The organism is uncultured Serinicoccus sp. (assembly GCF_947487915.1).
GTDB lineage: Bacteria > Actinomycetota > Actinomycetes > Actinomycetales > Dermatophilaceae > Ornithinicoccus.
Genome location: NZ_CANKYH010000005.1, coordinates 265768 through 285259, shown reverse-complemented (window position 1 = coordinate 285259; position 19492 = coordinate 265768). Strand labels below are relative to the sequence as shown.

At 73.3% G+C, this 19492-nt stretch carries 16 protein-coding genes; 12 read left to right on the top strand and 4 right to left on the bottom strand.

Going from position 1 to position 19492, the window contains the following annotated elements:
• The first annotated feature begins 27 nt into the window (after nt 1-27).
• The 4 genes from Q0795_RS08470 (at nt 28) to Q0795_RS08455 (ending at nt 4393) form a co-directional block, all read left to right on the top strand.
• A complete protein-coding gene (locus Q0795_RS08470; RefSeq protein WP_298888792.1) occupies nt 28-786 on the top strand; it encodes a 5-oxoprolinase subunit PxpA in 759 nt (252 codons plus the stop codon).
• 7 nt (nt 787-793) lie between these two features.
• Nucleotides 794-1450: an allophanate hydrolase subunit 1 gene (locus Q0795_RS08465; protein ID WP_298888791.1), complete on the top strand. Its 657-nt coding sequence runs from the start codon at nt 794-796 to the stop codon at nt 1448-1450.
• Complete coding sequence (locus Q0795_RS08460) at nt 1450-2310, top strand: biotin-dependent carboxyltransferase family protein (protein WP_298888789.1); 861 nt, start codon at nt 1450-1452, stop codon at nt 2308-2310. The genes Q0795_RS08465 and Q0795_RS08460 overlap by 1 nt, the downstream gene beginning before the upstream one ends.
• 562 nt (nt 2311-2872) lie before the next feature.
• On the top strand, nt 2873-4393 hold the full coding sequence (locus tag Q0795_RS08455; RefSeq protein ID WP_298888788.1) for an ATP-dependent DNA ligase: 1521 nt from the start codon (nt 2873-2875) through the stop codon (nt 4391-4393).
• Nucleotides 4394-4414: 21 nt separating this feature from the next.
• Here Q0795_RS08455 and Q0795_RS08450 read toward each other — a convergent pair whose 3' ends face one another.
• Genes Q0795_RS08450 through Q0795_RS08435 form a run of 4 tightly spaced genes read right to left on the bottom strand, consistent with a single transcriptional unit; the run spans nt 4415 to nt 8050 of the window.
• The gene (locus Q0795_RS08450; protein ID WP_298888786.1) at nt 4415-5002 is read right to left on the bottom strand and encodes a hypothetical protein; all 588 of its coding nucleotides are present in this window, start codon (nt 5000-5002) and stop codon (nt 4415-4417) included.
• On the bottom strand, nt 4999-5541 hold the full coding sequence (locus Q0795_RS08445; RefSeq protein WP_298888784.1) for a hypothetical protein: 543 nt from the start codon (nt 5539-5541) through the stop codon (nt 4999-5001). The genes Q0795_RS08450 and Q0795_RS08445 overlap by 4 nt, the downstream gene beginning before the upstream one ends.
• Nucleotides 5538-7790, bottom strand: coding sequence for an alpha/beta hydrolase (locus Q0795_RS08440; RefSeq protein ID WP_298888782.1), 2253 nt, complete (start codon nt 7788-7790; stop codon nt 5538-5540). The genes Q0795_RS08445 and Q0795_RS08440 overlap by 4 nt, the downstream gene beginning before the upstream one ends.
• Entirely contained in the window at nt 7787-8050 is a 264-nt protein-coding gene (locus tag Q0795_RS08435; RefSeq protein ID WP_298888780.1) for a hypothetical protein, read from the bottom strand. The genes Q0795_RS08440 and Q0795_RS08435 overlap by 4 nt, the downstream gene beginning before the upstream one ends.
• Before the next feature lie 136 nt (nt 8051-8186).
• On the opposite strand from Q0795_RS08435, the gene Q0795_RS08430 reads away from it, so the two are divergent.
• The 8 genes from Q0795_RS08430 (at nt 8187) to Q0795_RS08395 (ending at nt 18955) form a co-directional block, all read left to right on the top strand.
• Nucleotides 8187-9719: a long-chain fatty acid--CoA ligase gene (locus Q0795_RS08430; RefSeq protein ID WP_298888778.1), complete on the top strand. Its 1533-nt coding sequence runs from the start codon at nt 8187-8189 to the stop codon at nt 9717-9719.
• Nucleotides 9720-9837: 118 nt separating this feature from the next.
• Nucleotides 9838-11289, top strand: a complete 1452-nt coding sequence (locus tag Q0795_RS08425; protein ID WP_298888776.1) for a sulfatase — start codon at nt 9838-9840, stop codon at nt 11287-11289.
• 54 nt (nt 11290-11343) lie between these two features.
• Nucleotides 11344-12351, top strand: a complete 1008-nt coding sequence (locus Q0795_RS08420; protein WP_298888774.1) for a LacI family DNA-binding transcriptional regulator — start codon at nt 11344-11346, stop codon at nt 12349-12351.
• A gap of 77 nt (nt 12352-12428) precedes the next feature.
• Entirely contained in the window at nt 12429-13721 is a 1293-nt protein-coding gene (locus tag Q0795_RS08415; protein ID WP_298888772.1) for a sugar ABC transporter substrate-binding protein, read from the top strand.
• 4 nt (nt 13722-13725) lie between these two features.
• Entirely contained in the window at nt 13726-14685 is a 960-nt protein-coding gene (locus tag Q0795_RS08410; protein ID WP_298888771.1) for a carbohydrate ABC transporter permease, read from the top strand.
• Between the two features lie 3 nt (nt 14686-14688).
• Entirely contained in the window at nt 14689-15516 is an 828-nt protein-coding gene (locus Q0795_RS08405) for a carbohydrate ABC transporter permease (protein ID WP_298888769.1), read from the top strand.
• Between the two features lie 47 nt (nt 15517-15563).
• Nucleotides 15564-17120 (top strand): glucoamylase family protein, encoded by a 1557-nt coding sequence (locus tag Q0795_RS08400; RefSeq protein ID WP_298888767.1) that lies wholly within the window; start codon nt 15564-15566, stop codon nt 17118-17120.
• A complete protein-coding gene (locus tag Q0795_RS08395; protein WP_298888765.1) occupies nt 17117-18955 on the top strand; it encodes a glycoside hydrolase family 3 N-terminal domain-containing protein in 1839 nt (612 codons plus the stop codon). The genes Q0795_RS08400 and Q0795_RS08395 overlap by 4 nt, the downstream gene beginning before the upstream one ends.
• The last annotated feature ends 537 nt before the right edge of the window (nt 18956-19492 follow it).

Here is a 19492-nt window from a genome sequence, read left to right as displayed (position 1 = left end):
CCGGCGGTTCGCGCCTACGCTGGCGTCATGCGCATCGACCTCAACGCCGACCTTGGGGAGTCCTTCGGGACGTGGACCCTCGGTGACGACGACGCGATGCTCGGCCTCGTCACCAGCGCCAACGTCGCCTGCGGCTTCCACGCCGGGGACGCCCGCACGCTGGAGCGGACGGTGGCAGCGGCGGCCGCGCGCGGCGTCGTCGTCGGTGCCCAGGTGTCCTACCGCGACCTCGCGGGCTTCGGCCGCCGGTTCGTCGACGCGGACCCGGCCGACCTCGAGGCCGACGTGCTCTACCAGCTGGGGGCGCTGGAGGCGTTGTGCCGCGTGGCCGGCACCCGGGTGGCCTACCTCAAGCCGCACGGCGCGCTCTACCACGCCGTCGGGCGCCACGAGGGGCAGGCGCGGGCTCTCGTGAGCGCCCTGACCCGGTATGACGCCACCCTCCCCCTCCTGCACCAGGAAGGCTCGCTGGTGTCCCGGCTGGCGCAGGATGCCGGGGTGCGCGTGGTCGCCGAGGCCTTCGCCGACCGCGGCTACCGACCGGACGGCACTCTCGTGCCGCGCTCCGAGGACGGTGCGGTGCTGCACGACCCGGACGCCGTGGCGGCGCGGATGCTGCGGCTCGTGCGCGACGGGGTGGTGGAGGCGGTGGACGGCACCGACGTGCCGGTGCGGGTCGCCTCGATCTGCACCCACGGCGACTCCCCGGGCGCGGTCGCCATGGCCCGGGCGGTGCGGGCGGCCCTGGAGGCGGACGGCGTCGAGCTGGCGGCGTTTGCGGGATGAGGTGCTGATGGACGCCAGGCTGCTGCCGATGGGCCGGGGGGCCGTGCTGGTCGAGGTGGGCGGCACGGGGGAGGTCCTGGCGCTCGCGGACGCCCTGCGGGCCGGGGAGCCGGGGGCGGCCTCCTGGGCGCGGACGGTCACCGAGGTCGTTCCGGCGGCCCGCACCCTGCTGGTGCGGGTGGCGGACCCGACCGACCTGCCGGCGGTGCGGGAGGGGCTGCTCGCCCTCGCCGCCGACCTGGACGCCCCGGCGGACGTCGCCGCGGCGACCCCCCACGCACCCGCGGACGAGGTGGTCGTCCCGGTCACCTACGACGGTGCCGACCTGGCGGAGGTGGCCCGCCTGACCGGGCTCGCGGAGCAGGAGGTGGTGCGGGCGCACACCGGGTCCAGGTGGCGGGTGGGCTTCATCGGCTTCGCGCCCGGGTTCGCCTACCTCGTCGGCGGCGACGAGCGGCTGCACGTCCCGCGCCGCGACACCCCGCGCACCACGGTCCCGGCCGGGTCGGTGGGCCTGGCGGGCGAGTTCGGCGGCATCTACCCGCGCTCCTCCCCGGGCGGCTGGCAGCTCATCGGCCGCACCGACGCGCCCCTGTGGGACGTCGACCGCGATCCGCCCGCGCTCCTGGCACCGGGCGCGACCGTGCGATTCGAGGAGGCCTGATGCCTGACCTGGAGGTGCTCGACGTCGGCCCGCAGGTCCTGGTGCAGGACCTGGGCAGGCCCGGTCTGGCAGCCCTCGGCGTCGGCCGGTCCGGTGCCGCCGACCGCGCGGCGCACCGGCTCGGAGCGCGGATCCTGGCGCAGGACGAGGCCCTCGCCGGCCTGGAGGTGCTCCTCGGCGGGTGCCGGCTACGGGCCCACGGCGCGGTGACCGTCGCGATCACCGGGGCCGAGGGGCCGGCCACCGTGGACGGGCGGGCGGTCGGCTGGGGCGCCCCGGTGCGCCTCGAGGACGGCCAGACCCTCCAGCTCGGAGCACCCACCACGGGACTGCGCACCTATCTCGCGGTGCGCGGTGGTCTCGACGTGACCGAGGTCCTCGGCTCGCGGAGCCGCGACACGCTGGCCGGGCTGGGCCCCGAGCCCCTGCAGCCCGGCGACGTCCTGCCGGTCGGCCGGCCGCCGGCACGACCACCGACGGTGGACCAGGTGGCGCCACCGGTGGAGTCCCCCGCCGCCCTTTCCCTCCACCTCACGGCGGGGCCGCGCGGCGACTGGCTGGAGGACCTGGAGGCGCTGACCGCCCAGGCCTGGACGGTCAGCGACCGCTCCGACCGGGTCGGCACCCGGCTCACCGGGCAGGCGCTGACCCGGGCGTCGGCATACCGCGACCGCGAGCTGCCGAGCGAGCCGATGGTGCGCGGGTGCGTGCAGGTGCCTGCCGACGGGCAGCCCGTGATCTTCGGCGCCGACCACCCGGTGACCGGCGGCTACCCGGTGGTCGCCGTCGTCGAGCCCGCCGACCTGGACCGGCTGAGCCAGCTCGGGCCCGGGACGCAGCTGCGGCTGACCTGGTCGTAGCCCGGCCCGGCTCGTCCCTGACCCGCCCTCGGGGGCCCTGCCGTGCGCGGTTCTGGCCCTCCAGGGGCCACCGTCGCGCACAGTCGGGCCCGCTCGCCCCTGGCCTGACCTCCTCGTGTGCGGTTCTGGCCCTCCTGGGGCCACCGTCGCGCACAGTCGGGCCCGCTCGCCCCTGGGCTGACCTCCTCGTGTGCGGTTCTGGCCCTCGTGGGGCCACCGTCGCGCACAGTGGCGTCGGGCATCGCTGGGAGTATGCCCAGAGACACAGAGGAAGGGCGCGTCGGTCCCGTGACAGCCGACGCGCCCTTCTCGCCAGGCACGCAACCCTCCCGATGACCTGTGGCGGGCGCGCAGGGGGGTGTGCCCACCACCAGTCACATTGCGATCGTGCCTGATCGACCAGACGGTGCCCGGAGGCGACGCCCGGTCGATGTCTCCACGCTAGCCGGGGGTCGGCAAAGGCGGGGTATGCCGCAGGTATGGACTTGGTCAAGTCTGTGCCGGGTCGGGGTGGGCGCCGGTGGCCGCGACGGGCCCGCCCGGGTGCGCCAGACTGCACGGTATGCATCTGGCCGAGGTGACCTCGACGTCCGCCGCGGTGGCCGCGACCCGCTCGCGCACCGACAAGACGACCCTGCTCGCCGGGGCCCTCACCGAGGTGGCCGGCGGGGACCCCCGCGAGGTCGAGGTGGTCGCCGACTACCTCGCCGGCACCCTGCCCCAGCGCACCGTCGGGGTCGGCTGGCGCTCCCTGCGAGACCTCCCCGAGCCGGCCGCCGACGCGTCGCTGTCCGTGCTCGAGGTGGACGCGGCGCTCAGCGACCTCAAGCAGCTCGCGGGCGCGGGCTCGGCGGCCGCCCGCACCACGGCCCTGCGCGACCTGCTCGGCCGCGCCACCGCCCAGGAGCAGGAGTGGCTCGTGGGGCTGCTCACCGGGGAGCTGCGCCAGGGGGCGGGCGACGGCGTGCTCCTGCCGGCCATCGCCCGGGCCGCGGACGTGCCGGAGGCGCTGGTGCGCCGGGCGGTCATGCTCGCCGGCTTCCCCGGGCCGGTCGCCCGGGCCGCGCTGACCGGGGGCTCGGCAGCGCTGGAGGAGGTGCGGCTGGAGGTCGGGCGACCGCTGCGGCCGATGCTCGCCGGCTCCGAGCCGGACGTGGCGACGGCGGTCACCGGGGAGCGTGAGCTGGCCCTCGACCTCAAGCTCGATGGCATCCGGGTCCAGGCCCACCTCGACCGGGACGCCGAGCAGCCGGTGCGGCTGTTCACCCGAAGCCTGGAGGAGATCACCGACCGGCTCCCCGAGGTGGTCGAGGCGGTCGCGGCGCTCCCGGCGGGGTCCGCCGTGCTCGACGGCGAGGTCATCGTGCTGGGCGCCGACGGCCGCCCCGAGCCGTTCCAGGTCACCGGCGCCCGCACCGCCTCGCGCACCGACCCGGCCGAGCTCGCCCGCACGACCCCGGTGACGACATACCTCTTCGACCTGCTGCACCTCGACGGCCGCGACCTCGTCGACGAGCCCGCGCACGAGCGGTGGGCGGCGCTCGGCGACCTCGCGCCCGGACTGGTCGTGGAGCGGGTGAGCACCGAGGACCCGGCGGTGGCGCAGGACTTCTTCGACCGGGTGGTCGCCCACGGGCACGAGGGCGTCGTCGTCAAGGACCCGCAGGCGCCCTATGCCGCCGGCCGGCGCGGCGCCGGGTGGGTCAAGGTCAAGCCGCGCCGCACCGCCGACCTCGTCGTGGTCGCGGTCGAGTGGGGCAGCGGGCGCCGCCAGGGCTGGCTGTCCAACATCCACCTCGCGGCGCGGGGCGACGATGGCGAGCCGGTCATGGTCGGCAAGACGTTCAAGGGCATGACCGACGAGCTGCTCGCGTGGCAGACCGAGCGCTTCCTGGTCCTGGAGACCTCCCGCGAGGGGCACGTGGTGCACGTGCGGCCCGAGCAGGTCGTCGAGGTCGCCTACGACGCGGTGCAGACGTCGAGGAGGTATGCCGGCGGGGTCGCCCTGCGCTTCGCCCGGGTCCTGCGCTACCGCGACGACAAGCCGGTCGAGGAGATCGACACGGTGGAGTCGCTGCGCTGAGTCGCGCTGACCCGGGGCAGGTCACCCCACCTGCTGACCCTGCTCGTCGAAGCACGGTGACTCGACGTCGAGGGTGACCCGGGCGTCCAGCTGTGGTGCGACGGTGACCCTGAACCCCTCGGCGTTGCGGTGGTAGGTCACCGGGCTGGAGTCGGGTGCCGGGTTGTCGAGACGGTCCCAGCCGTTGCTGTCGAGCCAGTCACGAACGAGCCGGGCCTGCTGTGCCTCCAGCTCGGGGTTCTCCTCCTCGGAGACCCGCAGCTGTGCCCGTGCGGCCCACGACCTGACCCGCGCCTTGGTGTCCAGGGTGCAGGCGCGGAGGTCTCCCTCACCGACCTCGTCGTCCAAGGGTGGCTTGTCCTCGAGGTCGAACTGGTCCCACAGGTCCTGCAGGAGCTCCCGCACGCGGGGCTGCTGCTCCCGTGCCACGGCCTGGTCGGCGCGCGCCGTGACGACGGAGCCACCGGGGGTGGTGACGCGGGAGTCGTCCTCGCCCAGCAGCGAGCACCCACCGAGCGCGGTGAGCGCCAGCGCACCGACCAGCGCGGCAGGACGGCGTGACCGATGTGAGGGTCTCCCCGCGGAGCGCGACCCTCCGGACGGCCTCATCCCACCTGCTGGCCCTGGTCGTCGAAGCACGGTGACTCCACGTCCAGGTCGACGCGGGCGTCGAGCTGGGGTGCCACGGTGACCTTGAACCCGTCGTCGTTGCGGTGGTAGGTCACCGGGCTCGACTCGGGGGCGGGGTTGTCGATGCGCTCCCAGCCGTTGTCGTCCAGCCAGGCGCGCACGAGCGCCGCCTGCCGGGCTTCCAGCTCGGGATCCTTCTCCTTCGAGACGCGCAGCTGTGCGCCCTCCGCCCATGAGGTGATCTGCGCCGTCGTGTCGAGGGAACAGGCGACGAGGTCTCCGTCCCCGGGCTTGTCCTCCAACGGTGGCTTGTCCTCGAGGTCGAACTGGTCCCACAACTCCTGCAGGATCTCCCGCACGCGGGGCTGCTGCTCCCGCGCTGCTGCTTCGTCGGCGCGTCCGGTCACGCTGGTTCCCTCCGTCGTGGGTCCACTCGTCGGCGTGGTGGTCCCGTCCTCGTCCTGACAGCCGAGCAGCGCCAGCGTGAGGATCGCGAGGACGGGCAGCCATGGCCTCACGCCGGCTCCCCACCGCTGCCGAAACTGCCGTCCAGCGGTCCGGGTGCCATGATCTCGGGCTGCGACTGCTCCCACGGAGACTCCAGATCGTCGACGGGGACAGGGTCGGTGCCAGGGTAGTCCGGCTCGTCGTAGACGTTGTCCGGTCCGATCCAGTCGTCGTCCTCGCGGTACGGGATGACCTCACCGCCAGTGATGACACCCACCGTGTTGGCCCAGGCGTCGGTGCCGGGTGTGACCACGTGGGTGTGCGCGTCGAAGCCCTCCAGGCGTTCTCCGGCGTGCTCACCCTCGGTCCAGCGCCCCGTCTCCAACCGGATGAACTGGTCCGAGGTGTTCGGGTTGTCGCCGTGCCCCCAGTCCTCCGGAAGGCCCACCCACCAGCGCACGTCCTCCGAGGCCTGGGCCACCCCGATGCTGTCGCCCGGGGCGGTCTGGGTGAAGCGCTGGACCTGTCGGTCGTGGCCGTCCCACGTCTGGGGCGGGTACTCGCTGGGGGTGGCGGGTCGCGCACCCCAGGGAGCCAGGGGCCAGGGAAGCGGCCGGTGCAGACCCAGGCCGGACCCCGACGGTGCGACGAGCATCGTCCGGTCGACGTCGAAGCCGTAGACGTCGGCGAAACCGACGATGCCGCCACCGGCGGAGTGACCGACCGCTGTGACCGTCCGCTCCGACATGCCCAGGCCCTCGACGAAGCGCAGCAGCGCCTGACCGCCGTCCTCGGAGTACCGGGTCTGCGTGGCGTCGGAGGCGACCGAGTCCGGCAGGTCGATACCCATCCAGGTCACGCCACTGGTGTTCGGCTCGCGCGCCCAGCGTTCGACCCGCTGCGCATAGCTCCCGATGTTCGACAGGTCGGTCGTCGTGCCGGGGACGAAGATCCCGACGTTCTCGCTGTCGAGCTCGCCGTGCCACTCGGCATACCGGCCGTCCCCACGAGGGTCGAAGAGCAGGACGGCCCGCGCATCGGCGGGCAGCACCGTGCCAGCGGCGTCCTCCACGTCGGCGAAGCGGGGATGCTCCACGGGCTCCACCAGCCCCTCGTAGAACTCCAGCCTGGCCAGGGAGCGCTCCACCTCCTGGTCCCGCAGCCGGAAGTCGTGGAGGAGCGTCTGGGCGTCGTCGCCCATCAGACCGTCGAGGATCGTCTCGCCCAGCCAGTCGGGGTACCACCCGGGCAGCGCGTCGAGAGCCTGCTCGCGGGTCGCGGCGTTGTCCGGCATCGCCTGGAGGATGGCCAGCCGCTGCTGCTCGACGTCGATCGCGCTCTCGACCAGCAACCGGTTGGCCGCCGCCCGGTGCTCCACCGGTATGCCGTCCAGGCTCCCGACCAGGGTCGGGTAGAACAGCCGCATCCGTTGCTGCTCCTGCGGGCTCAACCCGGCCCAGTAGTCCCGGATGACCTCGATCGCGTAGGGGTCGGTGACCTGACCGTCCTCGAGCTCACCGATCGCCTCCCACAGGCCCGACAGCACCGGGTCGTCGGGGTCGCGCGGCTCGTGGTCCGTCGCCAGCGCCGCCATGACGTGCGGATTGCGCTGCAGGAAGCCGGCCAGCCGTTCCTGGTCGAGCTCGTCGAGCAGGGCGCGCACGGCGTCCGGGTCCTCTGCCCGGGCGATCCGGGCGAGCAGGGCCTCGTCGGCCGCGGTGTCGACCAGGCCGTGGTCCCGGAAGACCTGCCAGGTCCCCTCCGGCGCCTGGGACCGGGTGAAGCTCGCGGTGGAGGAGCCGGGCTCCAGGGCGGCCAGGGACGAGCGGACCTGGGCGAGGGTGTCGCGACAACCGCGGTCGGCCGTCCGCAGCATCTCCTGAGGGTGCGCGGCGCGGTCGCGCAGCGCGTCCTCCCGCCGCCGCACCTCCGCCCAGTCCACCGTCTCGATCGTCTCGCCGGTGTAGTGCGTCACCTCGGTGCGCGGCCGGTCGGCGTGCAGCGCATCCCAGTCGCGCTGCACGCCGCGCAGGGTCGGCGCGTGCTCGTCGAGGGCCCCGGCCACACCGTCCAGGGCGCCGCCGGCGGCACGGAGGTCCTCCTGCAGGATCCGCAGGCCGTCCTGCGCCGGGTCGGCGGCCGCGTCGGCCCGGTCGGTGATCTGGCCCTCCCACCCGAGGGCGGTGGCCGCCTGCCCGAGGGTGCGCCGCAGACCCACCCGCTCGTCGTCGACGACGTCCGCGGCCGCGCGCAGGCCCCGGGCGGCGGTCCGCAGCGGGTCGCCGTCACCGACCATCCAGCCGGGGATGTCGAGACTCATCGTCCACCCGTGGCGTCGGCGGTGTGGTCGGCCAGCGTCTGCATCCCCTCGCCCAGCGTCGCGAGCTCCCGACCGGCGTCCGTCAGGCGCAGCCGCGCCGTGCTCTGCAGGTCGGCGAGCACGGCCGCGGTGGAGGTCCCTCGCAGCGCCCCCGCCAGCTCGGCGACCGCGACGTCACCCGTGGCGCCCTCCAGCGCCGCGCCGCCGTCGCCCAGCTCGCGCGCGGCCTCCCTCGTGGCGTCGATGTCGACCCGTGGCATGACCCCTCCCTCGGCGGAGACCATACCGGAGCGAGGGTGCGAGGGCTCCCGGTGAGAGGGGGACGGCGTCGCCGACAGGACACGAGGACGGGCGTTTGGGACGATCAGGGCCCCACCCCACCGCAGGAGGTCGACGATGACCAGCGCCAGCGCGAACCTCGCCCACAACCTCGCCGCCACCGCGCAGGCCCACCCGGACGCCCGGGCGGTGATCCTCGACGACCTCGTCCTCACGTATGCCGAGGTCGAGCACTCGGCCCGGCAGCTTGCTGGGTGGATGCGCGCCCAGGGGGTCGGCGAGGGCGACCGGGTGGCCCTCATGCTGCCGAACGTGCCGGCCTTCCCCGTCCTCTACTACGCCGCGCTGCGGCTCGGGGCGGTCGTGGTGCCGATGAACCCGTTGTTCAAGAGGCGGGAGATCCAGTTCTACCTCGAGGACTCCGGTGCGACGCTGCTCGCCGCGATGCCGGGCGAGGACGCCGTCGCCGCGGCCGAGGCGACGGGCACCCGGCTGCTCACCGTCGGCCCGGAGGGCCTGAGCTCCTACGTCCACGGGGACGACGCGGTGGACCCGGTCGATGAGGTCGTGGAGCGGTCCGGCGACGACACCGCCGTCATCCTCTACACCTCCGGCACCACCGGTCGCCCCAAGGGGGCGGAGCTGACCTGCGACAACCTGCAGTCCAACCAGCTCGCGACGACCGAGACCCTGCTGCACCTCGACTCCTCGGACGTTGTCATGGGCTGCCTGCCGCTCTTCCACGTCTTCGGGATGACCTGCGGCATGAACACCGCCTTCGCGACCGGGGCGACGCTGACGATGATCCCGCGGTTCGACCCGGCGAAGGCGCTGGAGGTCATCGAGCGCGACCGGGTCACCGTCTTCGAGGGGGTCCCGACGATGTATGGCGCGATGCTCGCCGCCGCGGGCGCCGCGGCCACCCCGCCGGACCTGTCGACCCTGCGCACCGCGATCTCCGGCGGGGCCAGCCTGCCGCTGGAGGTCATGAAGAGGTTCGAGGAGACCTTCGGCGCCACGATCCTGGAGGGCTACGGGCTGTCCGAGACCTCTCCGGTGGCCTCGTTCAACCACCCGGACGCCGAGCGCAAGGCCGGCTCCATCGGCACGCCGATCCGCGGGGTGCAGATGCGTCTGGTCGGCGCGGACGGCACCGAGGTCGGGTCCAGCAGCGAGGACGAGCCGCAGGTCGGGGAGATCTGCATCCGCGGGGAGAACATCATGAAGGGCTACTGGAATCGGCCGGACGCCACCGCCGAGGCCATCGACGGCGAGGGCTGGTTCCACTCCGGCGACCTGGCCCGCCGCGACGAGGACGGCTACTACGTCATCGTCGACCGCACGAAGGACCTCATCCTCCGCGGCGGGCTCAACGTCTACCCGCGCGAGGTCGAGGAGCTGCTCTACGAGCACCCGGCCGTCGCCGAGGCCGCCGTCGTCGGGGTCCCGCACCCCGAGCTCGGCGAGGAGGTGGCGGCCTACGTCGTGCTGGCCCCGGACGCGCAGGCCGACGAGGCCGAGCTCATCCGGCACGTCAAGGAGCAGGTCGCGCCGTACAAGTACCCCCGCACCGTGACCCTCATCGACGAGCTGCCCAAGGGCGCGACCGGCAAGATCCTCAAGCGCGAGCTGCGCGGCGAGGGGACCTGACGGCATCTCTCGTCCGGCAGGTCCACCCTCGGCCGCCAGGTCAACCATCAGCCCCCTCCTCGCGGCTGATGGTTGACCACGGGGCCGGGAGACGGCGGGCATGGGGCAGGATCGTGGGGTGACCACGGACCGGCATACCCCTGGCGAGCCCGCGCGGCGCCCGCACATCCTGCTCATCCTCACCGACGACCACGCGGCGCACGCGGTGGGCGTCTACGGCTCGCGCCTCAACGCCACCCCGCACATCGACGGGATCGCCGAGCGGGGGGTGCGGCTCGACCGCTGCTTCGTCACCAACTCGCTGTGCACGCCGAGCCGGGCCAGCATCCTCACCGGCACCTACAGCCACGTCAACGGCGTGCGGACGCTCTCGACGCCCATCGACCCGAGCCAGCCCACCTTCGTGTCGCTGCTCAAGGAGGCGGGCTACCGCACCGGCCTGGTCGGCAAGTGGCACCTCGGCGAGGGGCCGGCCCACCAGCCGCAGGGCTTCGACCACTGGGAGATCCTCGTCGACCAGGGGGAGTACGTCGACCCCACCATCGTCAGCCCGGAGGGCACGCGCACCGAGCCGGGCTACGCCACCGACGTCCTCACCGACCTGGCCCTGGGGTGGCTGGACTCCCTGGACGGGGACGAGCCCTGGTGCCTGCTGCTGTGGCACAAGGCCCCGCACCGGCCCTGGGTGCCGGCGCCACGGCATACCGACCTCTTCACCGAACCGATCCCGCTGCCGGAGACCTTCGAGGACGACCACACCGGGCGCTCCGAGGCGGTGCAGCACGTGTGGATGAGCGTGGCGGAGCACCTGAACGCCGAGGACCTCAAGGTCGAGCCGCCGGCCGGCCTGGTCGGCGCCGAGCTCACCCGGTGGAAGTACCAGCGCTGGATGGAGGACTACCTGCGCTGCGTCCAGGCCGTCGACGAGAGCGTGGGGCGGGTGGTCGACGCCCTCACCGCCCGGGGCGAGCTGGACGACACTGTGCTCGCCTACAGCTCCGACCAGGGGTTCTTCCTGGGTGACCACGGGTGGTTCGACAAGCGGCTGATGTTCGAGGAGTCGATCCGGATGCCCCTCGTGCTGTCCTGGCCGCGCGGCCTCCCGGGCGGCGGGGTGCACGACGGCATCGTGTCCAACGTCGACCTCGCGCCGACCATCCTCGAGGCGTGCGGGGTCCCTGCGCACCCCCGGATGCAGGGCCGCAGCTTCTGGCGCGACCTCGTCGGCGGCGACGCCCCGCCGCCGGCCGACGGCCTCTACTACCGCTACTGGGAGCACGCGGACGGCAACCACCACGCCCCGGCGCACTACGGCTACCGCACCGAGCGGCACAAGCTCGTGTACTACTACAACGACCCCCTCGGCCTGCCCGGGACGACCGGCGGGCCGGGCGAGCCGGAGTGGGAGCTCTACGACCTGCGGGCCGACCCCGCCGAGCTGCGCAACGTCGCCGACGACCCCGGCTACGCGCAGGTGCGCGAGGAGCTGGAGGCCCGGATGTGGCGGGCGCAGGCCGCGCTGGGGGACGAGCCGCACCCGAGCCAGCCCGTGCCCCGGCTGCTGGGCTGAGACCGGGCGGTAGCCTTCCGGGGAGTCCGGGCAGGCCGACGGGAGGAAGGGCCGATGGTGGAGAGCACGGGGCGACGTCCCACGATCTACTCGGTCGCCGACCGCGCGGGGGTCTCGATCGCCACCGTCTCCCGGGTGCTGCGCCGCCCCGGCGAGGTCCGCGCCTCGACCCGGGACCGCGTGCTCGCGGTCGTCGAGGAGCTGGGCTACGTCCCGGACGGCGCGGCGCGCTCGCTCGCGGTGAAGTCGCACGAGGCCCACGGCCTCGTGCTGCCCGAGCTGCGCGGCCCCTACTACGCCGACCTGCTCACCGGCTACGAGCAGGGCGCCGCCGAGGGCGGCGCCAGCGTCGTCGTGCTGCTCACCCACGGCAAGGACGACGTGGACCTGCTCGTGCGCCGCCTGGCCGGGCGGGTCGACGGGATGGTGCTCATGGGTGCGGTTCCCGTGTCCCCCGGCACCCTCGCCGCTGTGCGCGCCAAGCTCCCGGTGCTCGTGCTGGCCGACCGGCACCAGGTCTCGGTCGAGAGCTTCAGCACCGAGAACGTGCGCAGCGCCGAGCAGCTGACCCGCCACCTCATCGACGTGCACGGGCGGCGCTCGCTGCGCTTCGTCGGGTCGCCGGAGTTCGCGGACGACGTCCGGGAGCGGTATGCCGGCTTCGTCGCCGCCCACGAGGCGGCCGGCCTGGTGCCGGCCGAACCGGTCCCGGCCACCTTCCGCGAGGACGACGGTCCCCGGGTGGCCTCCCTGCTGCTGGAGGGCGGGCTCGGGTCCGACGGCGTGGTCTGCGCCAACGACGAGCTGGCGCTGTCGGTGATGCAGCGGCTGCTCGCGGCGGGCGTCGACGTGCCGGGGCGGATCAGCGTCACCGGGTGGGACGACGTCATGGCCGCCCGTTACGTCACCCCGGGCCTGACCACGGTGAGCCAGCCGGTGCGCGAGCTGGGCCGGGAGGTGGCGGTGCGGATGCGGGCGCTGCTGGAGGACCGTCACTCGGCCCCCGAGCAGCACGTGCTGCCGACCCGGCTGGTGCTCCGGCAGTCCTGCGGCTGCGCCTGACCCCTTGTGCTGCCCCGGGACCCGGTGTATCTTCAGGGCAACGCGATGTAAGCGCTTACGACGACGAAGGAGTCCTCATGCGACGTTCCACCCTGCTGGTCGCCCTCACGACCACGACCGCGCTGGCCCTCACCGGGTGCGGCCGGGACGACGGCGGTGCGGGTGACGCGGGTGCCCCGCAGACCGGGGAGGCGGTCTCGACCGACGACCTGTCCGGCGAGCTCCAGGTCTGGGCCATGGGCGCCGAGGGTGAGGCGCTGCCCGACCTCGTCGCCGGCTTCGAGGAGCAGTACCCCGAGGTGAGCGTCAACGTGACCCCGGTCCCGTGGGACTCGGCGCACGACAAGTTCGTCAACTCCATCACCGCCGGCACCACGCCCGACGTCGCGATGATCGGCACCACGTGGATGGGCGAGTTCGCGGGCATGGACGCCCTGGACCCCACCCCCGCCTCCATCGACACCTCCGCGTTCTTCGAGGGCGCGCAGGGCACCACCGAGGTCGAGGGCACGTCCTACGGCGTCCCGTGGTACGTCGAGACCCGGATGGTCTACTACCGCACCGACCTCGCCTCCGAGGCCGGCTACGACGAGGTGCCCACCGACCAGGAGGGCTTCCAGGAGATGGCCGCCGCCATGCAGGAGCAGGAAGGGGTCGACTGGGGCATCAGCCTGCAGCCCGGGCAGACCGGCTCGTGGCAGACCGTGGTGCCCTTCTCCTGGTCCCGCGGCGGGCAGATCGCCACCGAGGACGCCTACACCCTCGACACCCCCGAGACCGTCGCCGCGGTCGACTACTTCGGCAGCTTCTTCGACGAGGAGATCTCCGACGCCAACCCGCCGGAGGGCCAGACCGAGGCCACCTTCACCGACGGCAGCGTCCCGATGTTCATCTCCGGCCCCTGGATGATGAGCCTCATCGAGGACTTCGCCGCCGAGGGCGGTGAGGAGGACTTCGCCCAGCTCTACGACGTCGCCCCCATCCCCACCGCGGACGGCGGCGAGTCCACCTCCTTCATCGGGGGTTCCAACCTCGGCGTCTTCGCCGACACCGAGAACCGCGACGCCGCCTGGGCGCTCGTCGACTGGCTCACCCAGCCCGAGACGCAGGTGGAGTGGTACGACATGACCAGCGCCCTGCCGTCGGTCCAGTCCGCCTGGGACGACGAGGCCCTGACCGAGGACGAGAAGCTCGCGAAGTTCGGTGAGCAGCTCACCACCGCGCAGGCCCCGCCGTCGTTCCCCACGTGGGAGCAGGTCGCCGCCGCCTTCGACGCCGAGATGGAGAAGGTCGCCAAGCAGGACCTCTCCGGCGAGGAGGCCGTCCAGACCGCCCAGCAGCAGGCGGAGTCCATCGGCACCGGGCAGTAAGCCCGTGAGCGCCGTCACCGGGACGCGCCGAGGCGCCCCTCAGACCACCCGTGAGGCCCGGAGGGCCGGCTCCTCGCGCCCACCGGGCGCGCGGCGCGAGGAGCGGGCCGGCTGGCTGCTGACCCTGCCCTTCCTGCTCCTCTTCGGCGTCTTCACCGCCTGGCCGGTGATCCAGTCGGTCTTCTTCTCGGTCACCGACATCACCAACCGGGACCTGCGTACCCCGTTCCAGGTGAACTTCGTCGCCTTCGAGCAGTACGCCAAGGCCTTCGCCGACCCGGTCTTCCGGCAGGCGGCGCTGAACACGGCATACTTCGTGCTCGTCGGGGTGCCGCTGACGATGACCATCGCGCTGGCCGCGGCGATCGCGCTCAACACCGGGATCACCCGCTTCCGGGCGGTCTACCGCCTCGGCTTCTACACCCCGGTCATCACCTCGATCGTGGCGGTCGCCGTGGTGTGGCGCTTCCTGCTGCACCCGGACAGCGGCCTGGTCAACACCGTCCTGGCCTGGGTCGGCATCGACGGGCCCAACTGGCTCGGGTCGACCACCTGGGCCATGCCCTCGCTCATCGCCATGGCGACGTGGCGCAACTTCGGCACCGCCATGATCATCTTCCTGGCGGGTCTGCAGGCGGTGCCCCAGCAGCTGCACGAGGCTGCGGCGATCGACGGGGCCAACGCGTGGCAGCGCTTCCGCAACGTCACCGTCCCCGTGCTGCGGCCGACGATCCTCTTCGTCTCGGTCACCACGGCGATCGGCTACCTGCAGTTCTTCGAGGAGCCCTTCGTCATGACGCAGGGCGGTCCGCTCAACAGCACGATCTCGGCGTCGATGTACACCTACCAGCAGTTCAGCTTCGGCAACTACGGGTATGCCGCCGCGCTGAGCTACCTCATCTTCCTCGTCATCGCGATCGTCACCGCGCTGCAGTTCCGCTTCCTCTCCGAGAAGGAGGACTGAGCGATGAACGAGGTCGGCACCCGTTCCCGCTGGTGGCTCTACGTCCTGCTCACGGTCGCGCTCGTCCTGGTCATCACCCCCTTCGCCTGGATGGTGCTCGGGTCGTTCAAGACCAACGCCGAGCTGCGGCAGATCCCCCCGACGTGGTGGCCGCAGAACCCGACGCTGGACAACTTCACCCAGCTCTTCAGCAGACTGTCCTTCGGGACCTACTTCTCCAACTCCACGATCGTCGCGGTCGTCGTCACGGCGGGCAACCTGCTCTTCTGCTCGATGGTGGGCTACGCCCTGGCGATGCTGCGCTTCCGCGGCCGGAAGATCATCTTCGCCCTCATCCTGGGCACCCTGATGATCCCCGGGGTGGTCACCTTCGTGCCGCTCTTCGTCCTGGTGGCCAACCTCGGCCTCGTCGACACCCTGCCAGGGCTGTTCCTGCCCTTCCTCGTGGCGCCGTTCGGGGTCTTCCTCATGCGCCAGTTCGTGCTCGGGCTGCCCCGGGACCTCGTGGAGGCCGCGCGGATCGACGGTGCCGGGGAGTTCCGGATCTTCTTCCAGGTCATCCTGCCGTTGCTGACTCCGGCCCTGGCGACGCTGGGCATCCTCACCTTCCTCGGCAGCTGGAACAACTTCCTGTGGCCCCTCGTGGTCGCCCAGAGCAATGACACCTACACCCTCCCGGTGGCGCTCGCGCTCTACTCCACCGGGCAGAACGAGCAGCAGTACGGCCTGCTCATGGCCGGCGCGACGATCGTCGTCCTGCCGGTGCTGGTGGTCTTCCTCATCTTCCAGCGGCGGTTCATCCAAGGGATCGCCACGACCGGGATCAAGTGAGTCCCGCGCACCCCTCCATCCCCTCCATCACCGACGAAGGAGCACCGATGCACCCGCTCGACGCACGTCATACCTCTCTGTCCCGCCGCACCATGCTCGCCGGCGGGCTGGCCGGGGGCGTCGCCCTCGGTATGCCCCCGGCCGCCCTCGCCACCCCGCGCGGACCCCGGCGCCCCGGGCCGGCGCCGGAGGGCACCGACGCCGCCACCCTCCTGCGGTGGACGCAGGACACGTGGGCCTCGATGGTCGCGATGACGCCCGAGGACACCGGGCTGGTGTCGGACAACATCACCGGCGACCTGTCCACGCCGGGTGTCTACACCTCGCCGACCAACATCGGCGGCTACCTCTGGTCGGCCGTCGTCGCCCGCGACCTGGGCCTCATCACCCCCGGTGAGGCCACGCGCCGCATCCGGCGCACCCTGCGCACGCTGCAGGGGATGGAGCACCACGAGGCCAGCGGGATGTACTTCAACTGGTACGACCCCCGGGACGGCTCGGTGATCTACTCCTGGCCCGAGAGCGGCGACCCGGTCGTGCCGTTCGTCTCCAGCATCGACGCCTCCTGGCTGGGCGCGGCGCTGCTCGTCGTGCGCAACGCCGACCGGGCCAACGCCCGGCTCGCCGGGCAGCTCTTCGACCGGATGCGCTTCGACGTCTTCGCCGACCCCACCTTCGACAAGCCCTACCTCAACTACGGCGGGTTCTACCTGGAGGAGCCGACCCGGCTGCTCGACCCGCCGCGGACCGAGGCGCGCGACCTCATCGGGGCCGGTGAGCCGGTCTGGTACACCGCCGACCACCACTACGACACCATCGTGTCCGAGACCCGGATCACGACCTACCTGGGCATCATCAAAGGACAGGTGCCGCCGGAGGCCTACTTCCAGGCGTGGCGGACCTTCCCGCCGGAGTGGACCTGGCCGGAGATGCCGCCGGTCGGCCGGTGGGAGACCTACCTCGGCGTCGACGTCTTCGAGGGCGCCCACGACTACCTCGGCCACCGCACGGTGCCGGGCTGGGGTGGCTCGATGTTCGAGGAGCTCATGCCCAACGTCTTCGTGCCCGAGGAGACCTGGGCGCCGGACTCCTGGGGGCGCAACCACCCCAACCACGTCGCGGTGCAGGCCGCCCACGGGCTGGCCGAGTACGGCTACTGGGGGTTCTCGCCCGCGAGCCACCCCGCCGGTGGCTACGCCGAGTGGGGCGTGGACGCCCTGGGCCTCAACCCGGAGGGCTACTTCTCCGATGTCGAGCGCACCGACCGGGTGCACGGGCAGCCCGAGCCGGACTACGGCCAGGGTGTCGTCACCCCGCACGCGGCCTTCCTGGCGATGATGCACGCCCCGGCGCAGTCCTACGACAACCTGGCGGCCATCGAGGCCGACTTCGACTCCTACGGCCCGGGTGGCTTCTACGACGCGGTCAACACCAGCTCGGGGCAGGTCGCGACCCGCTACCTCTCGCTGGACCAGGCGATGATCCTCGGGGCGCTGGGCAACGTCCTCGGCGGTGGCCTGCTGCAGCGCTACTTCAGCACCGGCGCGGCCGAGCGCGCGCTGCGCCCGGTGCTCGCCATGGAGGAGTTCGGTGCGAGCGCATGAGTGACCAGGGCTTCCGCACCGGACCGGAGGGTGTGCGCTACCGCGACCTCAACCACAACGGCGTCATGGACCCCTTCGAGGACCCGCGCCTGCCGGCCGCCGCACGGGTCGACGACCTGCTCGGCCGGCTCGGCCGGGACGAGAAGATCGGGCTGCTCTTCCACACGGTCATCGAGACCGGGCCGGGCGGCAGCGTGCTGGACGGACCGGGGGCGATCAGCAAGACCGGCACCCGGCACGTCGTCGTCGACAAGGGCGTCAACCACTTCAACGTCCACCAGCTCGGCCCGGCCCACGAGGCGGCCCGCTGGCACAACGCGGTCCAGCGCCTGGCGCAGGAGACGCCGCACGGCATACCCGTCACCATCTCGACCGACCCCCGGCACGGCTTCAGCGAGAACGCCGGCGCCAGCTTCTCCGCCGGCTCCTTCTCCCAGTGGCCCGAGCCGCTGGGCATCGCTGCGCTGCGCGACGAGCAGGTGTGCCGGGAGTATGCCGAGGCCGTCCGCTCCGAGTACGTCGCGGTCGGCATCCGGGCGGCGCTGCACCCGACGCTGGACCTCGCGACCGAACCCCGGTGGGCGCGCCAGCTGCACACCTTCGGGCAGGACCCGCAGGTGGTGACCGAGCTGGGCCTGGCCTTCCTCGAGGGGCTGCAGCGCGGCGAGCTCGGGCCGGGCAGCGTGGCCTGCACGGCCAAGCACTTCCCCGGGGGCGGGCCCCAGGCCGACGGGGAGGACGCGCACTTCCCCTACGGCCGGGAGCAGGTCTACGGCGGCGGGCACTTCGCCGACCACCTGGCGCCGTTCCTCCCGGCGGTCCGGGCCGGGGTGGCGGCGATGATGCCCTACTACGGCATGCCCGTGGGGTTGGAGCTGGACGGCGAGACCGTGCCGGAGGTGGGCTTCGGCTTCAACCGGCGCATCGTCACCGGTCTGCTGCGCGACGAGCTCGGTTACGACGGGGTCGTGCTCACCGACTGGGAGCTGGTCAACGACAACCACGTCGGCGACCAGGTGCTGCCCGCCCGCGCCTGGGGCGTCGAGCACCTCGACGCGGCGGGCCGGATGGAGCTGCTCCTGGAGGCCGGCTGCGACCAGTTCGGCGGCGAGGAGTGCGTGGAGGTGCTCGCCGGGCTGGTGGCCGAGGGCCGGGTGAGCGAGCAGCGCCTCGACGTCTCGGCCCGGCGGCTGCTGCTGGTCAAGATGCAGCTCGGCCTGTTCGACGACCCCTTCGTCGACGAGGCGCTGGCCGACGAGCGGGTCGGCACGCCCACGACGGTCGAGGCCGGCCTGGCCGCCCAGGCCGCCTCGGTCACCGTGCTGGCCGACGAGGGCGGGTTGCTGCCGATGGCGGGGTCCGGGCGCGCGGTCTACGTGGAGGGCATCTCGGCCCAGGACGCCGCCGCGCTCGGCCGGGTGGTGGAGCGTCCCGAGGAGGCCGACCTGGCGGTGATCCGGCTGGCCGCCCCGCACGAGCCCCGCTCCGACCTCTTCCTCGAGGCGTGGTTCCACCAGGGGTCGCTGGAGTTCCCGCCGGGGCTGCCGGTGCGGCTGCGCCGGATCCGGGAGCACTGCCCGGTCGTCGTCGACGTGACCCTGGACCGGCCCGCGGTCCTCGGACCGGTCATGGAGGCGGTCGACGCGGTGGTCGCCAGCTACGGCACCGGCGGACCTGCGCTGGTCCGCGCCCTGCAGGGCGAGGCCCGGGGCCGGCTGCCCTTCGACCTGCCGCGCTCCATGGAGCAGGTGCGTACCCACCACCCCGACCAGCCGGGGCTGGGCGACCCGCTGCTGCCCTGCGGGCACGGCATACCTCTGGCCGCGCGGGTGTGACGTGCCGGCGCCCCTGAGGGCGCCGACACCCAGCCTGCCGCGCCATCTCTCGCACCACCCGGACGGAGGGGCGTGGGGGGGGGGGGGGGGGGGGGGGGGGCCCCCCCCCCCCCCCCGGGCCCCCCCCCCGGGGGGGGGGGGGGCGCCCCGCCCGCCGCGGACCCCCCCCACCCCCCCGCTCACCCCGACCGGGCCCACCCCCCCCGCGACCGGGGGCGTCCGGCCCGCCCCCCCCCCCCCCCCGGCGGGGGGGGGGGGGGGGGGGGGGGGGCCCCCCCCCCCCCCCCCCCACCACGGGTGCCGGGCTGCAGGCTGGCGGTGAGCCAGCCGCGCGAGGAGCTCGCCCACCCTCCGGAGCAGCCCCGGGGGCAGACCGACAGTCACGGAAGTCACACCAGACACACCGGCACCCAGGTGCGGGGACGTTGACAGACGCCGGGGATATATCCCGGGGGTCTGTGCATGTCTCCGCACGATGTGACCTCAGTGACGCAGGGGGTGCGTGTGGCAGCTGCCCCACGGCCCGTGCCTGCTCGC

Bases quoted from the DNA above. Each gene is read 5' to 3' on its own strand.
- Q0795_RS08460 (WP_298888789.1), top strand. From the start codon at position 1,450: ATGCCTGACCTGGAGGTGCTCGACGTCGGCCCGCAGGTCCTGGTGCAG.
- Q0795_RS08430 (WP_298888778.1), top strand. From the start codon at position 8,187: ATGACCAGCGCCAGCGCGAACCTCGCCCACAACCTCGCCGCCACCGCG.
- Q0795_RS08465 (WP_298888791.1), top strand. From the start codon at position 794: ATGGACGCCAGGCTGCTGCCGATGGGCCGGGGGGCCGTGCTGGTCGAG.
- Q0795_RS08440 (WP_298888782.1), bottom strand. From the start codon at position 7,790: ATGAGTCTCGACATCCCCGGCTGGATGGTCGGTGACGGCGACCCGCTG.
- Q0795_RS08470 (WP_298888792.1), top strand. From the start codon at position 28: ATGCGCATCGACCTCAACGCCGACCTTGGGGAGTCCTTCGGGACGTGG.
- Q0795_RS08450 (WP_298888786.1), bottom strand. From the start codon at position 5,002: ATGAGGCCGTCCGGAGGGTCGCGCTCCGCGGGGAGACCCTCACATCGG.
- Q0795_RS08435 (WP_298888780.1), bottom strand. From the start codon at position 8,050: ATGCCACGGGTCGACATCGACGCCACGAGGGAGGCCGCGCGCGAGCTG.
- Q0795_RS08395 (WP_298888765.1), top strand. From the start codon at position 17,117: ATGAGTGACCAGGGCTTCCGCACCGGACCGGAGGGTGTGCGCTACCGC.
- Q0795_RS08405 (WP_298888769.1), top strand. From the start codon at position 14,689: ATGAACGAGGTCGGCACCCGTTCCCGCTGGTGGCTCTACGTCCTGCTC.
- Q0795_RS08420 (WP_298888774.1), top strand. From the start codon at position 11,344: ATGGTGGAGAGCACGGGGCGACGTCCCACGATCTACTCGGTCGCCGAC.
- Q0795_RS08455 (WP_298888788.1), top strand. From the start codon at position 2,873: ATGCATCTGGCCGAGGTGACCTCGACGTCCGCCGCGGTGGCCGCGACC.
- Q0795_RS08400 (WP_298888767.1), top strand. From the start codon at position 15,564: ATGCACCCGCTCGACGCACGTCATACCTCTCTGTCCCGCCGCACCATG.
- Q0795_RS08415 (WP_298888772.1), top strand. From the start codon at position 12,429: ATGCGACGTTCCACCCTGCTGGTCGCCCTCACGACCACGACCGCGCTG.